The sequence below is a fragment of the Acinetobacter sp. WCHA29 genome, assembly GCF_002165335.1.
In the GTDB taxonomy this organism is placed as follows: Bacteria; Pseudomonadota; Gammaproteobacteria; order Pseudomonadales; family Moraxellaceae; genus Acinetobacter.
Map to the genome: position 1 here is coordinate 1 of NZ_NHRQ01000013.1, position 21,924 is coordinate 21,924.

Annotated in this window: 18 protein-coding genes and 1 pseudogene; 12 read left to right on the forward strand and 7 right to left on the reverse strand. The window is 40.0% G+C overall.

Going from position 1 to position 21,924, the window contains the following annotated elements; genetic code table 11:
* The first annotated feature begins 456 nt into the window (after positions 1–456).
* The 4 genes from CDG59_RS09765 to CDG59_RS09780 all read left to right on the forward strand — a co-directional run bounded on the left by CDG59_RS09765 (position 457) and on the right by CDG59_RS09780 (position 5,649).
* Positions 457–1,674 carry an MFS transporter gene (locus CDG59_RS09765; protein ID WP_087545083.1) on the forward strand — a complete coding sequence of 406 codons (1,218 nt, stop codon included), beginning with the start codon at positions 457–459 and terminating at the stop codon, positions 1,672–1,674.
* 84 nt (positions 1,675–1,758) lie between these two features.
* Entirely contained in the window at positions 1,759–2,268 is a 510-nt protein-coding gene (locus CDG59_RS09770) for a hypothetical protein (RefSeq protein WP_087545085.1), read from the forward strand.
* A 166-nt stretch (positions 2,269–2,434) separates the two neighbouring features.
* Positions 2,435–4,816 carry a YgiQ family radical SAM protein gene (locus CDG59_RS09775; RefSeq protein ID WP_087545087.1) on the forward strand — a complete coding sequence of 794 codons (2,382 nt, stop codon included), beginning with the start codon at positions 2,435–2,437 and terminating at the stop codon, positions 4,814–4,816.
* A 305-nt stretch (positions 4,817–5,121) separates the two neighbouring features.
* Complete coding sequence (locus CDG59_RS09780; protein WP_087545089.1) at positions 5,122–5,649, forward strand: DUF2726 domain-containing protein; 528 nt, start codon at positions 5,122–5,124, stop codon at positions 5,647–5,649.
* A 10-nt stretch (positions 5,650–5,659) separates the two neighbouring features.
* Here the strand turns inward: CDG59_RS09780 and CDG59_RS09785 are convergent, their stop codons facing one another.
* From CDG59_RS09785 to mdtD, 5 genes and pseudogenes are all read right to left on the reverse strand, one after another.
* Positions 5,660–6,013: a RidA family protein gene (locus CDG59_RS09785; protein ID WP_087545091.1), complete on the reverse strand. Its 354-nt coding sequence runs from the start codon at positions 6,011–6,013 to the stop codon at positions 5,660–5,662.
* Positions 6,014–6,134: 121 nt separating this feature from the next.
* A pseudogene (locus CDG59_RS09790) lies at positions 6,135–6,491 on the reverse strand (response regulator); the annotation flags it as partial.
* A 296-nt stretch (positions 6,492–6,787) separates the two neighbouring features.
* Positions 6,788–7,843, reverse strand: a complete 1,056-nt coding sequence (gene dinB, locus CDG59_RS09795; protein WP_171295027.1) for a DNA polymerase IV — start codon at positions 7,841–7,843, stop codon at positions 6,788–6,790.
* Between the two features lies 1 nt (position 7,844).
* Positions 7,845–8,606 (reverse strand): GH25 family lysozyme, encoded by a 762-nt coding sequence (locus CDG59_RS09800; protein WP_087545095.1) that lies wholly within the window; start codon positions 8,604–8,606, stop codon positions 7,845–7,847.
* Between the two features lie 151 nt (positions 8,607–8,757).
* A complete protein-coding gene (gene mdtD / locus CDG59_RS09805) occupies positions 8,758–10,155 on the reverse strand; it encodes a multidrug transporter subunit MdtD (protein ID WP_087545096.1) in 1,398 nt (465 codons plus the stop codon).
* Positions 10,156–10,318: 163 nt separating this feature from the next.
* Between mdtD and CDG59_RS09810 the strand changes: the two genes are divergently transcribed.
* The gene (locus tag CDG59_RS09810) at positions 10,319–12,163 is read left to right on the forward strand and encodes a choice-of-anchor I family protein (RefSeq protein ID WP_087545098.1); all 1,845 of its coding nucleotides are present in this window, start codon (positions 10,319–10,321) and stop codon (positions 12,161–12,163) included.
* Between the two features lie 53 nt (positions 12,164–12,216).
* Here CDG59_RS09810 and CDG59_RS09815 read toward each other — a convergent pair whose 3' ends face one another.
* Positions 12,217–12,843, reverse strand: coding sequence for a TIGR00730 family Rossman fold protein (locus tag CDG59_RS09815; protein ID WP_087536517.1), 627 nt, complete (start codon positions 12,841–12,843; stop codon positions 12,217–12,219).
* 326 nt (positions 12,844–13,169) lie between these two features.
* Here CDG59_RS09815 and CDG59_RS09820 point away from each other — a divergent pair, with 326 nt between their 5' ends.
* The 5 genes from CDG59_RS09820 (at position 13,170) to CDG59_RS09840 (ending at position 20,169) form a co-directional block, all read left to right on the forward strand.
* Positions 13,170–14,753: a TerC family protein gene (locus tag CDG59_RS09820; RefSeq protein WP_087545100.1), complete on the forward strand. Its 1,584-nt coding sequence runs from the start codon at positions 13,170–13,172 to the stop codon at positions 14,751–14,753.
* A gap of 84 nt (positions 14,754–14,837) precedes the next feature.
* The gene (locus CDG59_RS09825; RefSeq protein WP_087536519.1) at positions 14,838–15,308 is read left to right on the forward strand and encodes a YchJ family protein; all 471 of its coding nucleotides are present in this window, start codon (positions 14,838–14,840) and stop codon (positions 15,306–15,308) included.
* A gap of 52 nt (positions 15,309–15,360) precedes the next feature.
* Positions 15,361–16,005 (forward strand): trimeric intracellular cation channel family protein, encoded by a 645-nt coding sequence (locus tag CDG59_RS09830; RefSeq protein ID WP_087545102.1) that lies wholly within the window; start codon positions 15,361–15,363, stop codon positions 16,003–16,005.
* Positions 16,006–16,113: 108 nt separating this feature from the next.
* Entirely contained in the window at positions 16,114–18,333 is a 2,220-nt protein-coding gene (parC, locus tag CDG59_RS09835; protein WP_087545104.1) for a DNA topoisomerase IV subunit A, read from the forward strand.
* A gap of 156 nt (positions 18,334–18,489) precedes the next feature.
* On the forward strand, positions 18,490–20,169 hold the full coding sequence (locus tag CDG59_RS09840) for an AMP-binding protein (protein ID WP_087545106.1): 1,680 nt from the start codon (positions 18,490–18,492) through the stop codon (positions 20,167–20,169).
* Positions 20,170–20,251: 82 nt separating this feature from the next.
* Here the strand turns inward: CDG59_RS09840 and CDG59_RS09845 are convergent, their stop codons facing one another.
* Positions 20,252–20,644: a hypothetical protein gene (locus CDG59_RS09845; protein WP_087545108.1), complete on the reverse strand. Its 393-nt coding sequence runs from the start codon at positions 20,642–20,644 to the stop codon at positions 20,252–20,254.
* Between the two features lie 151 nt (positions 20,645–20,795).
* Here CDG59_RS09845 and CDG59_RS09850 point away from each other — a divergent pair, with 151 nt between their 5' ends.
* A complete protein-coding gene (locus tag CDG59_RS09850) occupies positions 20,796–21,194 on the forward strand; it encodes an MAPEG family protein (RefSeq protein WP_087545110.1) in 399 nt (132 codons plus the stop codon).
* Positions 21,195–21,310: 116 nt separating this feature from the next.
* Positions 21,311–21,838, forward strand: a complete 528-nt coding sequence (gene ppa / locus CDG59_RS09855) for an inorganic diphosphatase (protein WP_046737873.1) — start codon at positions 21,311–21,313, stop codon at positions 21,836–21,838.
* The last annotated feature ends 86 nt before the right edge of the window (positions 21,839–21,924 follow it).

Below are 21,924 nucleotides of genomic sequence, written 5' to 3' on the forward strand. Positions count from 1 at the left end.
AATCTGACTGTCAGTAAATTTAGATGTTTTCATGCAGAATCTCCTGCTTTGATCTTAAGAGAAAATTCTACTTTTACGTCCTTTTATTTTTAGGGGGGATTACCCTTTATGATTATGTGAATATCTCTTTATCAATAGAAAAAGCCCCGACATCCTGTCGAGGCTTTCTCATATTTGGTTTCTTACCGCCAACTCCTGTCAACGACCACGTCCTGTGCTTTTTGTTGTTCTGAATGAGACATCCTGTCTCTGCATGATTTGTATTTTAGGGGATAAACCTGCTATCAGCTATTCGCCAATCACCGCAACTTATGTACGTTTTAGCCTACAAAATATAGGGTCATTTTGCAGAAAACTATATGCTATGCACAACTTTTCAGGGTTTTTTAAAGGCAGCCATTACAGGGAGTCTAAAAGAGACTAAAATCAAACCAGACCTGTAGAAAAAGCTGATTTATGTCGGACATTGTCAAAACCCATATCGAATATGGTTCAAAATCGTTTACTGCGATTTTATGGTCTTTATTTTTTGCTGGTTTTGCATCCTTTTCATCGTTGTACTGTGTACAACCCATGATGCCAATTTTTGCAAAATTCTTTCAGGTTACACCGACGCATAGTAGTTTTCCTTTATCCTTTTCTACCGTCGCCTTAGCAATTGGTCTGTTATTCACAGGTTTTATTTCTGATCGTTTTGGACGTAAATCGATCATGGTTTGTGCCTTATTCCTCGTTTCGATTCTCTTATTGATTAGTGCTTCGTTTCCAATTTGGGAGATTTTTCTCAGCACCCGTATTCTCATTGGTTTAGCCGTGAGTGGGGTCGCAGCCGTTGCAATGACTTATATCGGCGAAGAGATTGCGCAGAAAGATATCGGTTTTGCGATGGGATTGTATATCTCTGGCACAGCGATTGGCGGCATGGGTGGACGTTTAATTGCAGGGGTATTGGTTGACTTTATTTCTTGGCAATCTGCAACCTATATCATTGGTTTTCTAAATTTTATTATTGCTTGTCTATTTTATTTATTGTTGCCCAAATCACAGCATTTCAAGCCATTTCCATTCCGATTTTCACGTTTTAAAGCCGCGTTTGAGCAAAATTTAAAAGACTCGAAACTACGAATTTTATTTGCCCAAGGCTTTATTTTAATGGGCTGCCTAGTCACAGTTTTTAACTATATCAGTTACCACTTATTAGAAGCGCCATTTCATTTATCACAAACATGGATTGGTTTGATTTCGATTGCTTATCTTGCTGGAATTTATAGTTCACCGAAAGCTGCGCGATGGGGGTATCAATATGGTCGAGCAAAAGTGCTGCCTTTTTTATTATTTAGCATGATGGTTGGTCTGTTCATTACGCTTATTCCTTTGCTTTGGGCAATTTTACTGGGATTGACGATTTTCACTTTTTCATTTTTTGCGGCACATTCGACAGCCAGTAGTTGGGTCTCCGTTCAGGCGGTACAATATCGGGCAGTTGCTTCTTCGCTGTATTTATTTTGCTATTACATCGGCTCAAGTTTGCTTGGGAGTAGTGGTGGTTTGGTCTGGGAGCATTTTGGATGGATTGGAATTAATTTGAGTGTCGGAGTGGTCTTAGTGATTGGTTTTGCGCTCGCGATACACTTAATGAAAAACGAAACTAAAACAACAAATAAAGTCGCATAAACTTGATAAAATTCCTGAAAATTTAGTAATTTAAACAAGCACCTATTTGGGTGTAGAGATAATATTAAAATTGGGGGAGATAAGATGGAATTACATAGTCGAGTTTATTATAAACATCCTGACTCAACAATCATGGGACAATTAGAGGTCTTATTTACTACACATCATGGAGATGAAGAAAAGTTCATTCAGACAGCTTTACTCATTAATCCGCAAGCGGATGAGATTACTCAAGAGCTAGTTGATTTGATTGATTCGATTGAACATGATCTTGCGCCAGAGACATTACACTATATTGATGGGTTTGCTGTCCTAGATTTTACCCATGGCTCAAATGGCGATGAAAACATTGAAAATATTTTATTATTTTTAAAAGGCTTATTACCTGATATTCATGCACAAGCTTGGGGCTGTGGTGATGATGATCCATGGGAGTTTTGGTTCAAATTTGATGGCGATGAGCTTATTCGTGAAGATGATGAACCATTGAATGATCCTGATGAAGATGAAGAAATTAAAGCTTCTATTTATACGTGGTGGCATCAAGATTTACCTTCTGGAATTAAAGAAGGCTTCTTGAACGAAGAAGAGTAATTATCAACATCTTATGATGTTATTTCCTCAATAAGTTACAAATACTTTTTGGGGAAATGCTTCTGTTTGTTTTTTGATCTATAAAAATGAATGGAATTCATGCTAATATGATCGGCTTTCATCTTTAGATGTCTCTCCTCCATCTGCTAGCCGAGATTCGCAAGCCATGTCTACTGCCTACACTATGCAGACCGCGCCAAAAGCGCTGTTTGATTACGACAAATATTGGGCCTCGTGTTTTGAACCCGCACCATTTTTGCCGATGTCACGAGAAGAAATGGATCAACTCGGCTGGGATGCGTGTGACTTTATTTTGGTTTGTGGTGATGCCTATATTGACCATCCGTCTTTTGTTTCGGGTGTAATTGGGCGTGTACTCGAAGCACAAGGTTTCCGTGTCGGCATCATTGCACAGCCAGACTGGACCAATGCAGAGAGCTTTCGTGTTCTAGGCAAGCCAACCATTGCATGGGGTGTGACTGCAGGGAACATGGATTCAATGATCAACCGTTATACGGCAGATCGTAAAATTCGTTCCGATGATGCCTATTCGCCAAACAATGAAGCAAATAAGCGTCCAGACCGCGCAGCAACAGTTTACTGTCAGCGTTGCCGTGAAGCTTTTCCTGACGTTCCTGTATTGCTTGGTGGTATTGAAGGCAGCTTGCGTCGTATTGCACATTATGATTATTGGTCTGACAAAGTTCGCCGCTCTATTTTGATGGACTCAAAAGCTGATCTATTGATGTATGGTAATGGCGAGCGTGCGATTATCGATGTGATGCATCGTTTAGCCAAAGGTGAGAAAATCCACGAAATTACAGATGTTCGTGGTATAGCATTTATTATTAATAAGCATAATAAAGCATCTAAAGCCAAATTCGTTGAAATTGCCAGTAATGACGTGGATACCATTGGACGTGTCGATCCAATTATTAATCCTTATGTCATGACTGAAGATATTGATGGCTGTGAAGTTGAAAAAGAAAAAGGTAACTCATTAGCGCAGTATCAAAATTTCCAAAAAGAAATCGTTGCCAATCCAATCGTGCGTGAAGGCGACCAGCTCGATCCAGATACACAGATTGTGCAGTTAAAGCCTGCGCCATCAAAAGCGATTAAACATAAATTACCTCCACGTGAATTGGCCGTGATTCGTTTACCGTCTTTTGAAGCCGTTGCTGATGATCATGTGTTATATGCCCATGCCAACCGCATCTTGCATCTGGAAACCAATCCGGGTAATGCACGTGCCTTAGTGCAGCGTCATGGTGAGCGGGACGTTTGGATCAACCCACCACCAATTCCTCTGACCACTGAGGAAATGGATTATGTGTTTGATTTACCCTATGCACGTTTACCGCATCCTTCTTATGGAAATGCACGTTTCCCAGCCTTTGATATGATTAAATTCTCGGTCAATATCATGCGTGGCTGTTTTGGTGGATGTACCTTCTGTTCAATTACTGAACATGAGGGGCGTATTATTCAAAACCGTTCTGAAGATTCAATTTTACGTGAAATTGAAAAGATCCGTGATACGGCACCTCAATTTACAGGCATCATTTCAGACTTAGGTGGTCCAACTGCAAACATGTACCGTTTGCATTGTAACGACCCTGAAATTGAAAAAAATTGTCGTAAGCCGTCTTGTGTTTATCCAGGGGTTTGTCAAAACCTACATACCGATCATGCACCTCTTGTTCAGCTTTATCGTAAAGCGCGTGAAATCAAAGGTGTGAAGAAGATTTTGATTGGTTCTGGTCTACGTTATGACCTTGCGGTATTGAACCCTGAATATGTGAAAGAATTGGTACAGCATCATGTGGGTGGCTATTTAAAAATTGCACCTGAGCATACTGAACAAGGCCCATTGTCGAAGATGATGAAACCGGGAATTGGGACGTATGACCGCTTTAAACAAATGTTTGAGCGTTTCAGTAAGGAAGCAGGTAAGGAACAATATCTCATTCCATACTTCATTGCAGCACATCCGGGTACCACCGATTATGACATGATGAACTTGGCGATTTGGTTGAAGAAAAATGGTTTCCGTGCTGATCAGGTACAAACCTTCTACCCATCACCAATGGCCACTGCGACCACGATGTACTACACAGGCAAAAATCCGTTGTCTAAAGTGGCACGTTATACTGAAAATGTCGATATCGTGAAAGGTGAAAAGCGTCGCCGTCTGCATAAAGCATTCTTGCGTTACCATGATCCAAATAACTGGCCTTTGTTACGTGAAGCACTGAAAGAGATGGGGCGTTCTGATTTAATTGGTAATTCGAAGCAGCATCTGATCCCAACCTATCAGCCACAAGGTACGGCTGAAGGTGAATATAAATCGGCACGTAAAAAGAACTCAACTGTTGCAGGTGATTCAGCGAAACGTGGTCAAGCGCAATCTCAGCCACAATCAGGTCAGAAACATCCACAAAAAGGGCAGATCTTAACGCAACATACAGGTTTACCGCCACGTGAAACAGGTGACAAAAAACCATTCTCAGGAAAAGCAAAACCTAAAGTGAAACCAAAGCGTTAAATGGATAAACAGAAGGCATCAATCATGATGCCTTCTTTTTTGTACACAAATGGTAGGGTAGTCACAATCTAGTTATAAAAGTACAATTTATCGAAACATATACTGACAATATCTGCTTGAATATTTGCCTACTGATGATTATAAATATAGATGCAGGATGCTTTTACGACTTTGGTCGACGAGGGAAACACGATTAAAAAAATTTAAGTTACACTGCTAAAATGACTTTAACTATCGTTGTTACTGATTAAAAAAATGGCTCAAAGCCAAAATGATTATAAAAAATCTAAAGGGATTCGTTAGAAATGTATTATTTCATAACAATAGTTGGATTGCTGTTGATTACAGCACTTGTGTTTCGACGCCTACATCCTAATCGGCGTCAAGATAGTCCATTAAAACGCCGTGGTATTCTCAATATTTCTGAGCAAATTACCTTGATGCGTTTACAAGCTGTATTACCTCGTCATACGATTTTGGCGCATGTTTCTTTTGATGCGCTATTAACAACAAAATTTGCGCATACGCGCCGTAAATATCAAGGTTTAGTTGCTGATTTTGTCGTACTCGATCAGCAACATCAAGTGCTTGCAATTATTGAGATTGCAGACGAGTCATATGTGAATCGTCTACATCAGAAGCATTATCAAGACAGCTTATTAGAATTAGCGGGTTATCGAGTATTGCGCTATAGCAGTATTCCAACGGAGCAAGAGTTACGTGAGAACTTAGTTCCTGATCTATTTGAACCGATCATGCCTGTTTCAATCACAGCAACCACAATGCCGCAAACGGAACGAGTTATGAAATATAATGTTCTAGCAGCAAAATGATCTTAATTGATTATGGACGTACTGCTGTCACGGTCATTTCAACCAAAACATCTGGCGTATACAGTTTAGACTCTACGCAGGTACGTGCTGGGGGATGACCTTCAGCAATCCATGCATCCCAAACCGCATTCATGGCTGCATAATCTTGTTCAATGTCTTTTAGAAAAATAAGGACAGATAAAATATGCGTTTTGTCTGTACCTGCTTCTGCGAGTAAACGATCGATATTATCTAAAGTTTGTTGTGTCTGTGCAGTAATATCGACACTGGTATCATCTGCCAGTTGACCTGCCAAATGAACTAGATTTCCTGAAATTGCGACTTCGCAATAACGTGAAGTGACATGCAGTCTTTGCACAGTCATAATGGTAACCTAATGAAAAAAACATAGACTGATTGTACTGCATGGCCCCTAACTACAGTGTAATTTTGTATAAATCAGGCAGCAAAGCTTTCCATGCGAACCAGCCTGCGTTGCTGGAAAAATAAAAGGCTTTAATCCTTGCCACAATTTCACGTGCACTAAAAGGCTTGGTACAATAATCATCAGCACCGATTTCTAAACCGACAACCCGATCAATTTCATCATCGCGAGCTGTTAAAAATAATAAAGGTGTTTGATATTTTTGACGCAGTTGTTTGCAGACTTCAAAACCATTGAGATCAGGTAAACCTACATCTAAAATAATAAAATCAAAAGTCTGTTGAGAGAGTAATTCGAGTGCTTGCGTTCCTGTATTTGCCCAACTGACACTCCATCTTTCACGTTCAAGCGCATAACGTAGTGGCAACACAATTGCGGCTTCGTCTTCAATACAGAGAATTTGTTTTTGATTCATAATGATCAGTAATCAATATTTTCTAATTTTATGATGTTAGTTTAACTGAAGTCTGGATCGAGAGAACTAATGTTGAGAATTTTTATAAAAGATAAATAAGAAAAGGACACCTGAAGTGCCCTGTAATATTCGGATTTGATCGTCACGCTAACCACAGGAGCAAATGCTAAAAGCGAGGATTTCTTTAGCAAGGGCAAGCAACAAGGATAATGTTACCGCGCCGCCTAGAGTACTGAAAACCGCATAAAAAGCAAACATAAATTTTAGTTTGGGATATGCTTTTGTGTAAAAAAACGCCACTACCACAAAGAAAGTTGAGATTCTTGTTGCATGGGCTGTAATTGATAGACGCCAACACCGACTAAACGGAATTGAAAAGTCGGGTCAATATGCATTTCATTCAGTAGTTGAAAGATGACTTGTGCTAAGTCTTGTTCAGATTGTAGCGCTTGTTTGAAACTTTTACTGTGCTGTAAAACCTGAAAATTTTTAAGTTTAAGTTTTACATTGACTCCTCGAGCAGTTAATTGTTTTTTATTTAGACTACGCCACACTTGCGCAGCTAGGGGCTGCCAAGTGTGATGACATTGTTCAAGTGTATAATCATCATCAAAGGTGGTCTCTTTTGATATTTGTTGGCGTTCTCGCTCAGCTTTGACGGGACGATGGTCAATCCCTTGAGCATATAAATACAGTTGTTTTCCGTATTTGCCAAAATGATGAATAAGTATATTTTCTTCTATTTTTTGTAGGTCACCGAGCGTGTGTAAATTCAGTTGACTTAATTTTTCTTGAGTGACTTTACCGACCCCTGGAATTTTATTGAGAGCTAAATCCTGAATAAAATTGAGTACCTGATGGGGTTTTATCACAAATAAACCATTAGGTTTGTTCCAATCAGAGGCGATCTTTGCCAAAAATTTATTGGGAGCTACACCAGCGGACGCAGTGAGTCCTGTTACTGCAAAAATATCAGCACGAATGTGTTCAGCGACCTCAGTCGCACTCGGAATGTTTTTTAGATTCTCAGTCACGTCTAAATAAGCTTCATCTAATGATAGCGGTTCAATCAGAGGAGTGTATTGTTGGAAAATCTGATGAATTTGAGCTGAGACTTCACGATATTTTTCAAAATTCGGCTCAATCACCACAACCTGAGGGCAGAGTTTTTTAGCTTGCCCCATCGACATGGCAGAGCGTAGGCCAAATACGCGAGCGGGGTAGGATGCTGCAGCAATTACAGCACGAGGGTGGTGTGATGAAATCACCACAGGCAAGTTTTTGAGATCAGGGAGCTCTCTGAGTTCAACCGATGCATAAAAGGCATCCATATCAATATGGATGATTTTGCGCAGTTCACTTGGCATCTACGATGCCTTGTTGTTTTAAAAAGATTCGCCACTGTTTTGGCGATTCTGCATAGACATTTAGATCAACAGGTTTTGGAATACCCTCTATCTTTCCACTTTGGCTATGTTGCCAAAAGAGCCATTGCCGTCCATCTTTTAATTCAGGTTTACCCTCATAATCTCTCACCCATAATGGGGTATTGCTAAAATTACCCATCAAGATAATGTGGTAAAAAGTCTTGGAAATATAAAAAATAGGTTGTTTGCCATAATGTTTATGGAGTTGATCATTCATGATCTGAATTTCTTTGAGTAGCTGCTCTTTGGTATAGGTATTAATGCAATTACTGTCATATTCAAGATCAATCACAGGCGGTAAGGCATCTGCTTTCTTTGGCACAGTAGCGATAAAATTTTCAGCCTGAACGGTGCCATCACGGCAGAGACGGTAGAAATGATACGCACCGACATGTAAACCTCTTTCACGTGCTTTGAGCCAATTCTGCTGAAAATTTTGATCTTTGAAATCGCCACCTTCGGTGGCTTTGAGATACACGAATTGGTATTGCATCGGAGAGATCTTTTTCCAGTTAATCTCACCTTGATGATGTGATACATCAAATCCACGGATTGAATAATCTTGTGCTACGGCTTTTTGTTGATAGAACAAACCGAAATAACTCACAAGCCCAAGCATCACTGTTAAAGCGATGCTAGTCACCGTTGGGTAATGTTGAGAGAGCGAGTGCTTCAAGAGTTTCTTTGCCATATTTTATGCTATGCAAGATCGAGTTGCGTATTGGATTTACAGTATTGATCATGCAGAGATTGTACTCGGTTTAGCTTTTAGATTGATCATCTGATGGCTCAATTGTTCCACAAATTTACATGATGTATTGAGAGTAATCCTAGACATTCTCTTATGGAGACTCATCCGTAGTTTCTTTCGGAATCTGCCAAAAGATGATTGCAGTAATGATGTTAATACAACCCAGTGTAATCAATGTGGCATGGAAAGCACTGCTCATTGATGTCGTTGAAAAGTGCTGACTGAATAGATTAATCAGTGTGCCTGCCATTGCGACCCCAATACTCATAGACAGCATCATAATCATTGATAAGAAACTATTACCGCTGCTGGCATCGTGTTGTGGCAAGTCCTTGAGAGTGAGCGTATTCATGCCTACAAACTGTAGCGAATTTAATGTGCCAAAAATAAACAAGTGTAAGACTTTCAACCACAGTGGAGTCACTGCTGTCATGAATGAGAAGCTCGCAATACATAATCCGACTAAGATGGTATTGGTGAGTAGAAAACGATGATACCCCACACGTTGAATCAAGGGGCGAATAATGGGCTTGGAAAATAATGAACCGAGTACCATTGGAATCATCATTAATCCTGTAATGAAAGGTTCAAAGCCAAAGGCGACTTGCAACATCAAAGGTAAAATAAAAGGAATAGCATTGCTTCCCAAACGTGCGAAGAAATTACCTAATACACCGATTGAGAAGATTTTGTAACGGAATAAACGCCCATGAAATAGCGCATTTTGATGGGTATGCGCATGATAGGCATAGCTAACTGTGGCAATTATGCCGATCAACAATAAGCTGATACTCACAAGATTTGAATATTGTGAGGAGGCCATATTTTCAATGCCTAAGGATAAACCGACCATTGCGACCATCAATAAGATAAAACCGCTGAAATCGAAAGTTTTCACCGTCGGCTCTTTTTGATTGGGCATGATCTTAAATGTCATGATCATACCGAGAATACCCATCGGAAAATTAATCAGAAAAATCCAATGCCATGTTGCGACTTCAACTAACCAACCGCCTAATGTAGGTCCCATCAGTGGACCGATTAGCCCTGCCAAACTCATGAGACTCATGGCTGAAAGAAATTGGGAGCGTGGAATTAGCTTTAATAAAGCCAAACGGCCTACAGGCATCAATAAGGCGCCGCCGATACCTTGAATCACACGGAAAAACAACAATTGTTCTAGGTTTTGCGATAAGCCACATCCCAATGAAGCCAAGCTGAAAATCACCATAGAGCTGAGATAAATATTACGAATCCCAAAACGATCGGCTAACCAACCACTCAAGGGAATACAGGCTGCAACAGATAATACATAGGCGACAATTACGCTGTGCATTTGTAATGGATTTTCATTCAGTTGAATCGCCATTGCTGGTATTGCAGTATTCACGATGGTGGTGTCTAAGGCTTGCATAAAAAAGCCAATCGAAACCAATATGACCAACCATCGAAATTCGGGCTGTACAGCTTGGTGTGTTGTCGTGGTCATGAGTTCTGACACATAAGAAATCGGTTCTAGTTTAATGCAACCCTATTGGAAATAAAGACCAAAATTGTCAAAGAGTGGTCATGGAACTGACATTAAAGTGTCATCTAACTTGCATCTCCAATCACTAAATTAACCATACAAAATAAGGGTATGGAATTTGATGATGAAATTTAAGATTTCAGTTTTATTGACAACATTGTTGTCTGTCGGGTTGGTTGCCTGTAATGAGAATGATAACGCTACGAACTCACCAGAGGTTGTAGACGCAACGCCTGAAACAATGAAGTTAAGTTTGTTAGGGCGTTATGAAACCAAGGTGTTTGTTAAAAGTGCAGCTGAGATTCCTGCGTATGATGCGGCAAGTAAACGCTTATTTGTAGTCAATGCACAAAAAGGTTTAGTCGATGTTTTAGATGCATCTAAACCAGCACAGCCTGTACATATTGCAGAGCTTTCAGCGCGAACTTATTTAGCAAATTCTGAAGTAAATAGTGTTGCTGTGAAAAATGGCATTGTTGCGCTTGCAGTACAAGCTGAGAATAAAACGGATACTGGAATGGTGGTGTTTTTTAATGCCAAAGATCTCAGTTTTATTAGCAAAGTGAGTGTGGGTGCTTTACCTGATATGCTGACTTTTAGTCCAGATGCTAAAACGGTTTTAGTCGCAAATGAAGCAGAACCGAATGATGATTACTCGGTTGATCCTGAAGGTTCAATCAGCATTATTGATATCAGCAATATTAAGCAACCTAAAGCCAGTGTGGCAGGTTTTAGTGCATGGAATAATCAAAAGTCAGATTTATTGGCCAAAGGAGTACGTATCTTTGGTCCAAATGCCAGCGTTGCTCAAGATTTAGAACCTGAATATATAACCATTTCAGCAGATAGCAAAACCGCTTGGGTCACGTTACAAGAAAATAATGCAATTGCGAGAATAGATATCGCACAACAGAAAGTCACCGATATTTATCCATTAGGCTATAAAGAGCATAGTTTGGTTGAGAATGCTTTAGATGTGAGTGATCGGGATTGTGATCCAAAAACGGATTGTAATGGTGATGGTGTTATTGATACCAAAGATAAAGATAAGGGAATTATCAATATCAAACCGTGGGCAGGTTTAGTGGGGATGTATCAACCAGATTCGATTGCGAACTATCAGGTGAATGGACAAACTTATTTGGTGACTGCCAATGAAGGGGATTCACGCGCTTGGTTAAAAGATGCTGATGCATATTTTGGTGGTGATACCAGTAAGGGCTTTGTAGAAGAAATTCGCGTTAAAGACCTGTTTAAGAGTAGTGGTTTTACCAATAAAGTCAAAGATGAGTATCCAGCGCATTTACAGAAAATCGCTGTAGGCGTAAAAGGTGCACGATTAAATGCATCAACTTTTGGTTATTGTGGCGCAACAGCAACAGATGCAAAAGGCTGTCGTGAAGATGGTCAATTAGGTCGTTTAAAAGTGACGTGGACCAAAGGATACCAAGTGAATCAAGACGGTTCACCAAAACTGGATGCAGATGGTTATCTGGTTTATGACAAACTCTATGCCTATGGTGCACGTTCATTTAGTATCTGGAATACCCAAGGTCAACTTGTTTGGGATTCGGGCAGCGAATTTGAAAAGAAAATAGCAGAGTTATTCCCTAAATACTTTAATAGTGATCATGAAGAAGTCACTTTTGATAAGCGAAGTGCTGCCAAAGGCCCAGAACCAGAAGGTATTACTGTGGGCACAATCGGGAAGAAAACCTTTGCTTTTATTGGTTTGGAACGTATGAGTGGCATTATGGCGTATGACATCACTACGCCGAATAAACCTAAGTTCATTGAATACTTGACTACCCGTAACTTTGTAGAAACAGATATTGCGCAGCAGGGTGATTTAGGACCTGAGGGGTTGATTTTTGTCTCTGCAAAAGATTCTCCAAATGGTAAGCCATTGCTCGTGGTTGGTAATGAAGTCAGTGGTTCAACGGCTGTTTACCAAGTTAATCTTCAATAAACTCTTGGCATAAAAAAACGGATCAATTTGATCCGTTTTTTATACTCAGTATTTTAGACTTCGATACGTGTAGGACTATTCAAATTTTTAATTACATTGGTAATTTGTTCAAGCGAATCACAAATAATCACTTTGGCACGATGTTGAGGAGGTAAAAATCCTTCTTCAACAGCATGATCTAGTTGAGCAATCAAGGCATCATAAAAACGATTAACATTATAAATAATCATCGGTTTTTGGTGCTGATTGAGTTGGCCCCAAGTCGCTATTTCTAAAATCTCTTCAAAAGTACCCAAACCACCAGGTAAAGCAATAAAAGCACTGGCACGTTCTGCCATCAATGCTTTACGTTCATGCATGGTTTCAACAATATGAAGCTCTGTTAATTTATTGTGTGCAATTTCATAGTCCAACATAAACTCAGGAATTACACCGACTACTTCACCACTATGTTCGAGTACAGTATCTGCAACTTGACCCATTAAGCCAATACTTGCCCCGCCATAGACAATTCCAAGACCTTGATTCGCGATGTGTTGAGCAAGTTCGATGGCTTTATCTCGATAAATGGGTTTGTTACCTGTACGAGAACCGCAATATAACGCAATCAGAGATTGGGTGGTTTTTCTGGGGGTAGAAGAAATGGTTTTTTTATCTGTCATTCTAAATACACTATTCATTCGGTTTATTTTCACCTTATCATTTTCATTATGCTTGTCTAGGTTAAATGACTTTTATGACAGTTTTATGCACACTTTACGTACAAAACAATATCATGAATTTTAGAAAAAATTTGAAAACAACAAGCACATAAAAAAGATGAATTTCACTGCAATCTTGCCTATACTGAAAATCCTTTTATTAATTTATGTACCTCTATGAGTAGTGGTTGTTGTCGCTCCGCTTTGTTCTTATTTCCTAAAAAAAATGTTTTGGCTATTTGTGCCGACCTTTTAAAATTTCAACTTCATAACGATATTGCTGATTTTGCAGAGGAGTCACATCAATGATTTTTGAATGGATGTCTGATCCTGCTGCATGGGTTGGTTTAGCCACATTGGTGGTGCTTGAAATCGTCCTAGGTATTGATAACCTAGTATTTATTGCAATCTTGGCAGAAAAACTACCACCAGAACAACGTAATGCTGCTCGTAGAGTTGGTTTGATTCTCGCCTTAATTATGCGTCTAGGATTGCTTGCTGCAATTGCATGGGTTGTGACTCTAACTGAACCACTATTCCATATTTTTGACCATGCCTTTTCTGGTCGTGACCTGATTTTGCTGTTTGGTGGTGTGTTCTTACTCTTCAAAGGGACGATGGAGTTACATGAACGAATCGAGGGTCACCAAACACTGAAAGAAGAAAATCCTGTACATGCGACTTTTTGGATGGTGATTGTTCAGATTGTCGTTTTGGATGCCGTCTTTTCTTTAGATAGTGTGATTACTGCGGTTGGCATGGTGAAGCATCAAAGTGTCATGATGCTAGCAATGATTATCGCTGTTGGTATTATGCTTTGGGCATCCAAACCGCTGATGGATTTTGTGAATAAGCATCCAACAGTGGTGATTCTGTGTCTTGGCTTCCTGATGATGATCGGTTTCTCATTAGTGGTTGAAGGCTTTGGTTTCCATATTCCGAAAGGTTACTTGTACGCTGCGATTGGTTTCTCTGTCTTAGTTGAAATCGTGAATCAGACCATGCGTCGTAATCAAGAGAAATTGGTGACGACGACTGATTTACGTTATCGCACAGCTTCTGCAGTATTACGTATGTTGGGCAGTAAAGGTAATGGTAGTGAAGGCCAAAATAAAGAAGCCGAAGATGTTTTAGCGACTCAAGCCTATGCCAAAGAAGTGTTTGACGAAGATAATGGCGTCTATCACAGCGTATTGGTACAGGGTGTTTTAGGCTTATCTGAACGTCCTGTGAAATCGGTGATGACACCACGTCCTGAATTGGAATGGCTGGACCTTGATGCTGACCCAGCCGAATTGAAAGAACGTTTAATGACAATGACTCATTCGCGGTTGATTATTGCGCGTGGTGAGTTAGACAATATTGAAGGTGTTGTTTTAACGCATAAAGTGTTGAATGAATATATTGAAACAGGTGCAATTGATTTCAGTAAACACTTACGTGAGCCTGTGATTGTGCATGAAAATGCGCAAGTATTAATGGTGATGGAGCAGTTACGTCAGGCTCCATTACAAATTGCCATCGTTTTAAATGAATATGGTTCTATCGAGGGAATTGCAACGCCGATAGATGTATTAGAGGCGATCGCAGGTGAGTTCCCTGATGAAGACGAATTGGAAGCTGTGGCTGCCAGTTTGGATGATGGTTCAATGTTATTAGAAGGTTCAACGGACATTCGCCATGTATCACTGTTATTAGGTAAAGATCTGGTTGATGAAAGTGAAGAATATTCAACTTTATCTGGTTATGTGTTGTTCCATTTAGGTCGTTTACCTGAAAATGGGGAAATGGTTGAAGCTGATGGCTATCGCTTTGAAGTTGTTACAATGGATGGGCACAAAATTGAAAAAGTGCGTATTATTGCCGAAGAAAAGTTAGCCGATACATAATTAAGTTTGTTTTAAATAGCCTCTGAGTTTTACGATCGTGATTACGGTCGTTTTGCTCAAGGCTATTTTTATTTGAGTATTGAAATGACATTGACAGAGAATTGCCCATGTGGAAGTGGGCTATATGTAACATGTTGCCAACCTTTGCATTTGAAACAACAATTTGCTCAAAATGCAGAGCAATTAATGCGTTCGCGTTACAGTGCTTTTGCTTTACAACAGATTGATTATATTTTGGAAACCACCGCTTTGGGGCAGCAAACCGGTTTGGATCGAGATGCGATTGCAGATTGGAGTCAATCCAATCAGTGGCTAAAATTAGAAGTCGTGCAGCACCAGCCAAAACTGGATAAAACCCATGCCTTGGTAGAATTCAAGGCCCATTACCATGATGGAAAACAGCAACACGTTCATCATGAAATCTCTCATTTTGTTTTGCATCAGCAGCACTGGTATTTTCTTGATCCAACCTTGGATCTGCAAATCACCATGAAACAACCCTGTATTTGCGGTTCAGGGAAAAAATTTAAACAATGTTGTGCGCAATTCATCTAAGTTTGCCTTAAAATAGCGCACACTTTGATGCCTGATTTAGGGATGTCGGCAGATGTTACTCACCGTGATTTATATTATTGCCATTACTGCGGAAGCGATGACAGGGGCGTTATCAGCAGGACGACGTAGTATGGACTGGTTTGGGGTAACGCTGATTGCATGTGTGACAGCTTTGGGTGGTGGTTCAGTTCGAGATGTTTTGCTAGGTCATTATCCTTTAACTTGGGTCAAACATCCTGAATATTTGGTTCTGACTTGCTGTGCAGCGTTTGTGACCATTATTATCGCCAAATGGATGAAGCATTTACGTAGTGTATTCTTATTGCTCGATGCCATGGGCTTAATTGGTTTTACGATTATTGGCTGTCAAATTGCATTATCGATGGGGCATGGTTTTGTAGTTTCTGCCGTGGCAGGCGTGTTAACAGGAGTTTCAGGCGGTATCCTACGAGACATTCTCTGTAATGATGTGCCTTTGGTGTTCCGCCGTGAGTTGTATGCTAGTATTTCTTTTGTTGCGGTGATCTGTTATTGGGTCTGTTTAGAGATCGGATTGCAGCACGATCTTACCGTGATTTTCACCTTAGTATTTGGTTTTACTTTACGTGTAATTGCAATTTATTTTGGCTTGGAAATGCCGAAATTTATTTATAAAGAAGATGATGCTGAGTCTGCTTCTTCAACAGATGAGCATTGATAAGACACCATTTGACGTTTAAACAACAACAAGGGCTTGTCACAACGCTTTCATCCACATAGCATACAAAGCATTGACGATAACAATGATTTTGGATGACTTGCTGAAATGACCAGCCTTGCACATCATGCAACCGAAAACCGCTCCGTAGCCGAATTCACAGAACAAGCTTACTTAAATTATGCCATGTACGTGATTATGGATCGTGCACTGCCGCATATCAGCGATGGTTTAAAACCTGTACAACGTCGTATTGTTTATGCAATGAGTGAGCTGGGCTTAAAATCCACTGGCAAGCCGAAGAAGTCGGCCCGTACTGTTGGTGATGTGCTCGGTAAATATCATCCGCATGGTGACTTAGCCTGTTATGAAGCGATGGTGTTGATGGCACAGCCATTTAGCTACCGTTATCCATTGATTGAAGGTCAAGGCAACTGGGGTTCACCTGATGACCCTAAGTCATTTGCTGCAATGCGTTATACCGAAGCCAAATTGTCAGCTTATAGTGAATTATTACTGAGTGAGCTTGGGCAAGGAACAAGTGAATGGCAAGATAACTTTGATGGTTCGATGAAAGAACCGATCACTTTACCTGCAAGGATTCCCAATATCCTACTGAACGGTACAACGGGTATTGCAGTGGGGATGGCAACCGATATTCCACCGCATAACTTACGTGAAGTGGTCAAAGGTACGATTGCACTGATTCGTAATCCTGAAACCACTGATGAAAAATTAGCAGAATATATCCCAGCACCCGATTTGCCGACCAAAGCTGAAATCATTACACCGCCAGAAGAATTACTAAAAATTCAAACCACAGGGCGTGGTAGCTATCGTGCGCGTGCAGTGTATACGGTCGAAAAAAATGAGATCGTGATTACTGAGCTGCCTTATCAAGTTTCAGGTTCAAAAGTCGTCACTCAGATTGCAGATCAAATGATTGCGAAAAAGTTACCTTTGGTGGCAGATATTCGTGATGAATCAGATCATAAAAATCCAACACGCTTAGTCATTGTATTACGTTCTAATCGTGTTGATGCCGAAACGGTGATGAGCCATTTATTTGCAACCACTGATTTAGAATCAAGCTATCGCGTTAATTTGAATATGATTGGTGCAGATGGTCGTCCTCAAGTCAAATCGATTCGCCGTATTTTGTTGGAATGGATTGAGATCCGTAAGCAAACCGTAACGCGCCGTTTGCAATACCATTTAACTAAAATTGAAAAACGTTTGCACATTTTGGCAGGCCTTTTAATTGCCTATTTAGATATTGATACTGTAATTCGGATTATTCGTGAAGAAGATCAGCCAAAACCTGTTTTGATGCAGCACTTTGGGATTGATGATATCCAAGCTGAGGCAATTTTGGAGCTCAAGCTTCGTCATTTGGCTAAACTTGAAGAAATGGAAATCCGCCGTGAACAAGAAGAACTAGAAGCGAAAGCTGCCATTATTCGCGAGCAACTGGCAAATCCTGAATCATTGAAAAATTTAATTATTGGTGAATTAAAAGAAGACGCGAAAAAGTTTGGCGATGATCGTCGTTCACCGATTGTGACACGTGCAGATGCGGTACAAATCAAAGAACAAGATTTAATGCCTGCGGAAACGGTAACTGTGGTCTTGTCAGAAGCAGGCTGGGTGAGAGCTGCTAAAGGTGGTGATGTTGATGCAGCAAATCTAAATTTCCGTGCGGGTGATCAATATTTGAGTCATGCTGTTGGGAAAACCAATCAGCGAGTCTACTTTTTAGATGAAACAGGGCGGAGTTATGCACTGCCGATTAGTAGTCTTCCTTCTGCGCGTGGCTTAGGCGAACCATTGAGTTCGAAGCTTGCACCAGCCAGCGGCGTGTCATTTATTCAAGTATTTGTTGATGAGGACAGTAATGAGTTACTTGCTGTCAGTTCAAATGGATATGGATTTAAAACGCAAGCAGCGCAGTTAGATACCAATGCGAAAGCAGGTAAAGCCTTTTTGACTGTAGCAGATAATGCAACCGCTTTACCTTTACTACCAATTCAACAAGCCACACATGTTGCAATTCTCAGTTCATCAGGGCGTTTACTGATCATAGATTTGGCTGAATTACCTGTTCTGAATAAAGGTAAAGGTAACAAGTTGATACAACTTGATGAAAAAGAGCAAATTTTATCCATGACAACCCTAGGTTTAGATGAAATAATCCAAGTCGCTGCAGGACAACAACACCTAAAACTGAAAGGGGACGATCTCCAAAAATATATAGGAAAAAGAGCAACAAAGGGGCAACTTTTACCACGGGGATATCAAAAAGCAAATAGACTCCTCATTCAGAGATAAGGCTAGTATTCTGTGATAAAAATACGTTATATATGACAAGGTATTCATATTATTTGAATAGATTGACAGGGCAATTCCAAAAGTTAAAAAAAAGTTTTGTCATGGAAAGTAACGTCGTTACATTTTTAAGGATTACTACTCGGAGATAATGGCATTATGGAAAAGATTTGGTTTGCAGAATACCAAAAGACAGGAATCCCAGAAACAGTTGCGCTGCCTGCTGAAAACACCTCACTTGTTGATATTTTTGAACGCAATTTCCAAAAATTTGGTTCACGTGATGCCTTTATCTTCATGGATAAAGTTTTAACGTATAATGAATTAGAAGTCGCTAGCCGTAAATTTGCCACCTACCTGCAAGGTCTGGGCTTGAAAAAAGGATCGCGCGTTGCGGTGATGATGCCGAACGTATTCCAGTATCCAGTAGTTGCTCTAGGTGTATTCCGTGCAGGCTTAGTATTGGTCAATGTAAACCCACTTTATACTTCACGTGAGCTTGAGCATCAGTTAAATGACTCTGGGGCAGAAGCTCTTGTAATCATCGAAAACTTTGCTAGTGTTTATCAAAGCATTATTGGTAAAACACCAGTGAAGCATGTTGTGGTTGCTTCTGTCGGTGACATGCTCGGTACACTGAAAGGTACGATTGTAAACTTCGTTTTACGTAAGGTTCGCAAGCAAATTCCAGCATGGAGCATCCCTGGCCACGTTAAATTTAATGCAGCGTTAGGTAAATCGAATCCAAGCAATTATAAACGTCCAAGTTTGACCTTAAGCGATACTGCTGTACTGCAATATACAGGTGGTACGACAGGTGTTTCTAAAGGTGCTGAGTTAACACACCGTAACTTGGTTTCTAACCTATTACAATGTGATGGTATTTTCTCAAGTAAATTTGGCACAGGTGACGGTTCTAAAGATGATCGTATCGTGTGTGCGTTACCGCTTTATCACATCTTTGCATTCATGGTGTGCGCGCTTTACGGTATGTATAAAGGTCAAGCGAATATCTTGATTCCGAACCCACGTGACTTACCAGCAGTCGTTGGCGAATTACGTAAATACCAACCTTCTTTCTTCCCAGCAGTAAACACCTTGTTTAATGCCCTAGTGAATAACGAAGAATTCAAACAGCTTGACCATAGCAAATTGAAGATGGCAATGGGTGGTGGTATGGCTGTATTACCATCTACGGCTGCTGCTTGGCAGAAAGTAACAGGTACGATCATTATCGAAGGTTATGGTTTGTCTGAAACATCGCCAGTGGCGACTGCAAACCCTCCTGCAACGACTGAGTTTAGCGGCACGATTGGTATCCCATTACCATTGACTGAAGTTGCTTTACTTGATGATGATGGTAATGAAGTGGCATTTGGTGAGCAGGGTGAAATTTCGATTCGTGGCCCACAGGTAATGAAAGGCTACTGGAATCGTCCTGATGAAACTGAGAAAGTCATGACCAAAGACGGTTTCTTCCGTACGGGTGATGTTGGTGTCATGGATTCACGCGGTTATTTCAAAATTGTAGACCGTAAAAAAGATATGATCTTGGTTTCAGGCTTTAACGTTTACCCGAGTGAAATTGAAGAAGTGATTGCGAAGCATCCAAAGGTATTGGAAGTTGCTGCGATTGGTGTGCCAGATGAAAAATCAGGTGAAGTGCCTAAATTATTCATCGTGAAAAAAGATCCTTCATTAACAACTGAAGAAATTATTGCTTATGCAAAACAAAACTTAACAGGCTATAAATGCCCACGTTATGTTGAGTTTATGGATGATCTACCAAAATCGAACGTAGGTAAGATCTTACGTAAAGATTTACGTAAACCAGCTTAAGAATCCCACTTAGTCTCCGTTTAAAATAAGGGAGCTATTGGAAATAAAAAACGCCACAATTGTGGCGTTTTTTTATTTGGGCTTATTGAGTATTATTTGATTTCATCAACCAACGATCAATATAAGGCCGTCCAATCCCAACAATGCCGACAAATACCAGCATGGTCGCAAGTTGAAAACGTAACCGAATTGGGTCAATTCCATTAAAGCTGAAGTAATTGTCCGCAAAAACGTAGAGAACAACTATCGTTAGCCAATGCCAAAGAGTGAGCCTTTTAATTCCAACCGCATAAAATGCAAGTGTGAGAATCGCGAAAGTCCCCAAAGTTGATTGCCAATTGAGGTTTGCACAAATCACGCTGAGTAGAAATGCGATGATGGGCAACACTACTTTGAGAACGCGGTCAACTAAAAGCTGATGCTGTCGTTGTTGAGCAAGAACATCAAACAATTTGTTTTGATCTTGAGCTGGCATAACATGACCTTGAGATTGAATCAAAGAAAACTACTTTTAAAACTAGCAGAATATATAAAAGCAGTGCTTGTTGAACAAGCACAAATGAAAGTTTGATAAATTATAAGTTATGATAGCATGATCACAAGAACTTCAAATGATGGATATTAGCATGCAAGGTATTAGCGGCATTATATTGATTCTTATCGTTGCGTGTTTATTGCCATATGTTTTTACCTTAATTGCAAAAGCAAAAGGTGGCTTCCAAGCAAAGGATAATCAGAATCCGCGTGATTTTTTGGCGAAAACGACAGGTCTAGCTGCAAGAGCCAATGCAGTACAGCAGAATAGTTTTGAAAGTTTACCCTTATTTATCGCTGCAATTCTAATGGCTGAATATATGGTTGTGCCTGAGAAATTTATTCTGAGCTTAGGCTGGGCGTATATTATATTTCGCATTATTTATGGCATCTGTTATTTAGCGAATCTAGCTTCTTTACGTTCGATTATTTGGTTTTTTTCAATATTTTGTCCAATTTTACTGTTTGTGATTACAATTAAACTGACCTAAATCGATGTTGAGTATAAAATTCATTAACGCTCAGCATATCTAGCATCATTTTTATGGTATTCACGCTATAATCTGTCGGATTTACATCTAAGTTCACAAGATAAACGAGTGTTGATATGAGTTATAGCAATATTCCTGCGGGTAAAGACGCACCAAATGACATCTATGTCATCATTGAGATTCCTGCAAATGCAGCGCCAATCAAATACGAAATCGATAAAGATTCTGATGCGTTGTTTGTAGACCGTTTCATGGGTACAGCAATGTTCTACCCAGCTAACTATGGTTATGTACCAAATACATTATCTGAAGATGGCGACCCATTAGACGTACTTGTTGTAACTCCACATCCTGTTGCTGCGGGTTCAGTCATCCGTTGCCGCCCAGTGGGTAAATTAAAAATGGAAGATGATGGTGGTATCGATGCGAAACTCATCGCAGTTCCACATGAGAAGTTATCTCCTCTCTATAAAGATGTGAAAGAATATACAGATCTTCCGCCTTTATTGATTAGCCAAGTTGAGCACTTCTTCGCACACTATAAAGATTTAGAGCCTGGTAAATGGGTAAAAATCAGCGGGTGGGAAGGTGCTGACGTTGCAAAAGCTGAAGTATTGAAAGCAATCGAAGCTGCTAAGAAGTAATTTTCTGAGTAGATTCAGCTAGATTTTATGATTTAAAGTCTAGCTGATAAAAAAACCTCCATTCAATTGAATGGAGGTTTTTTTAT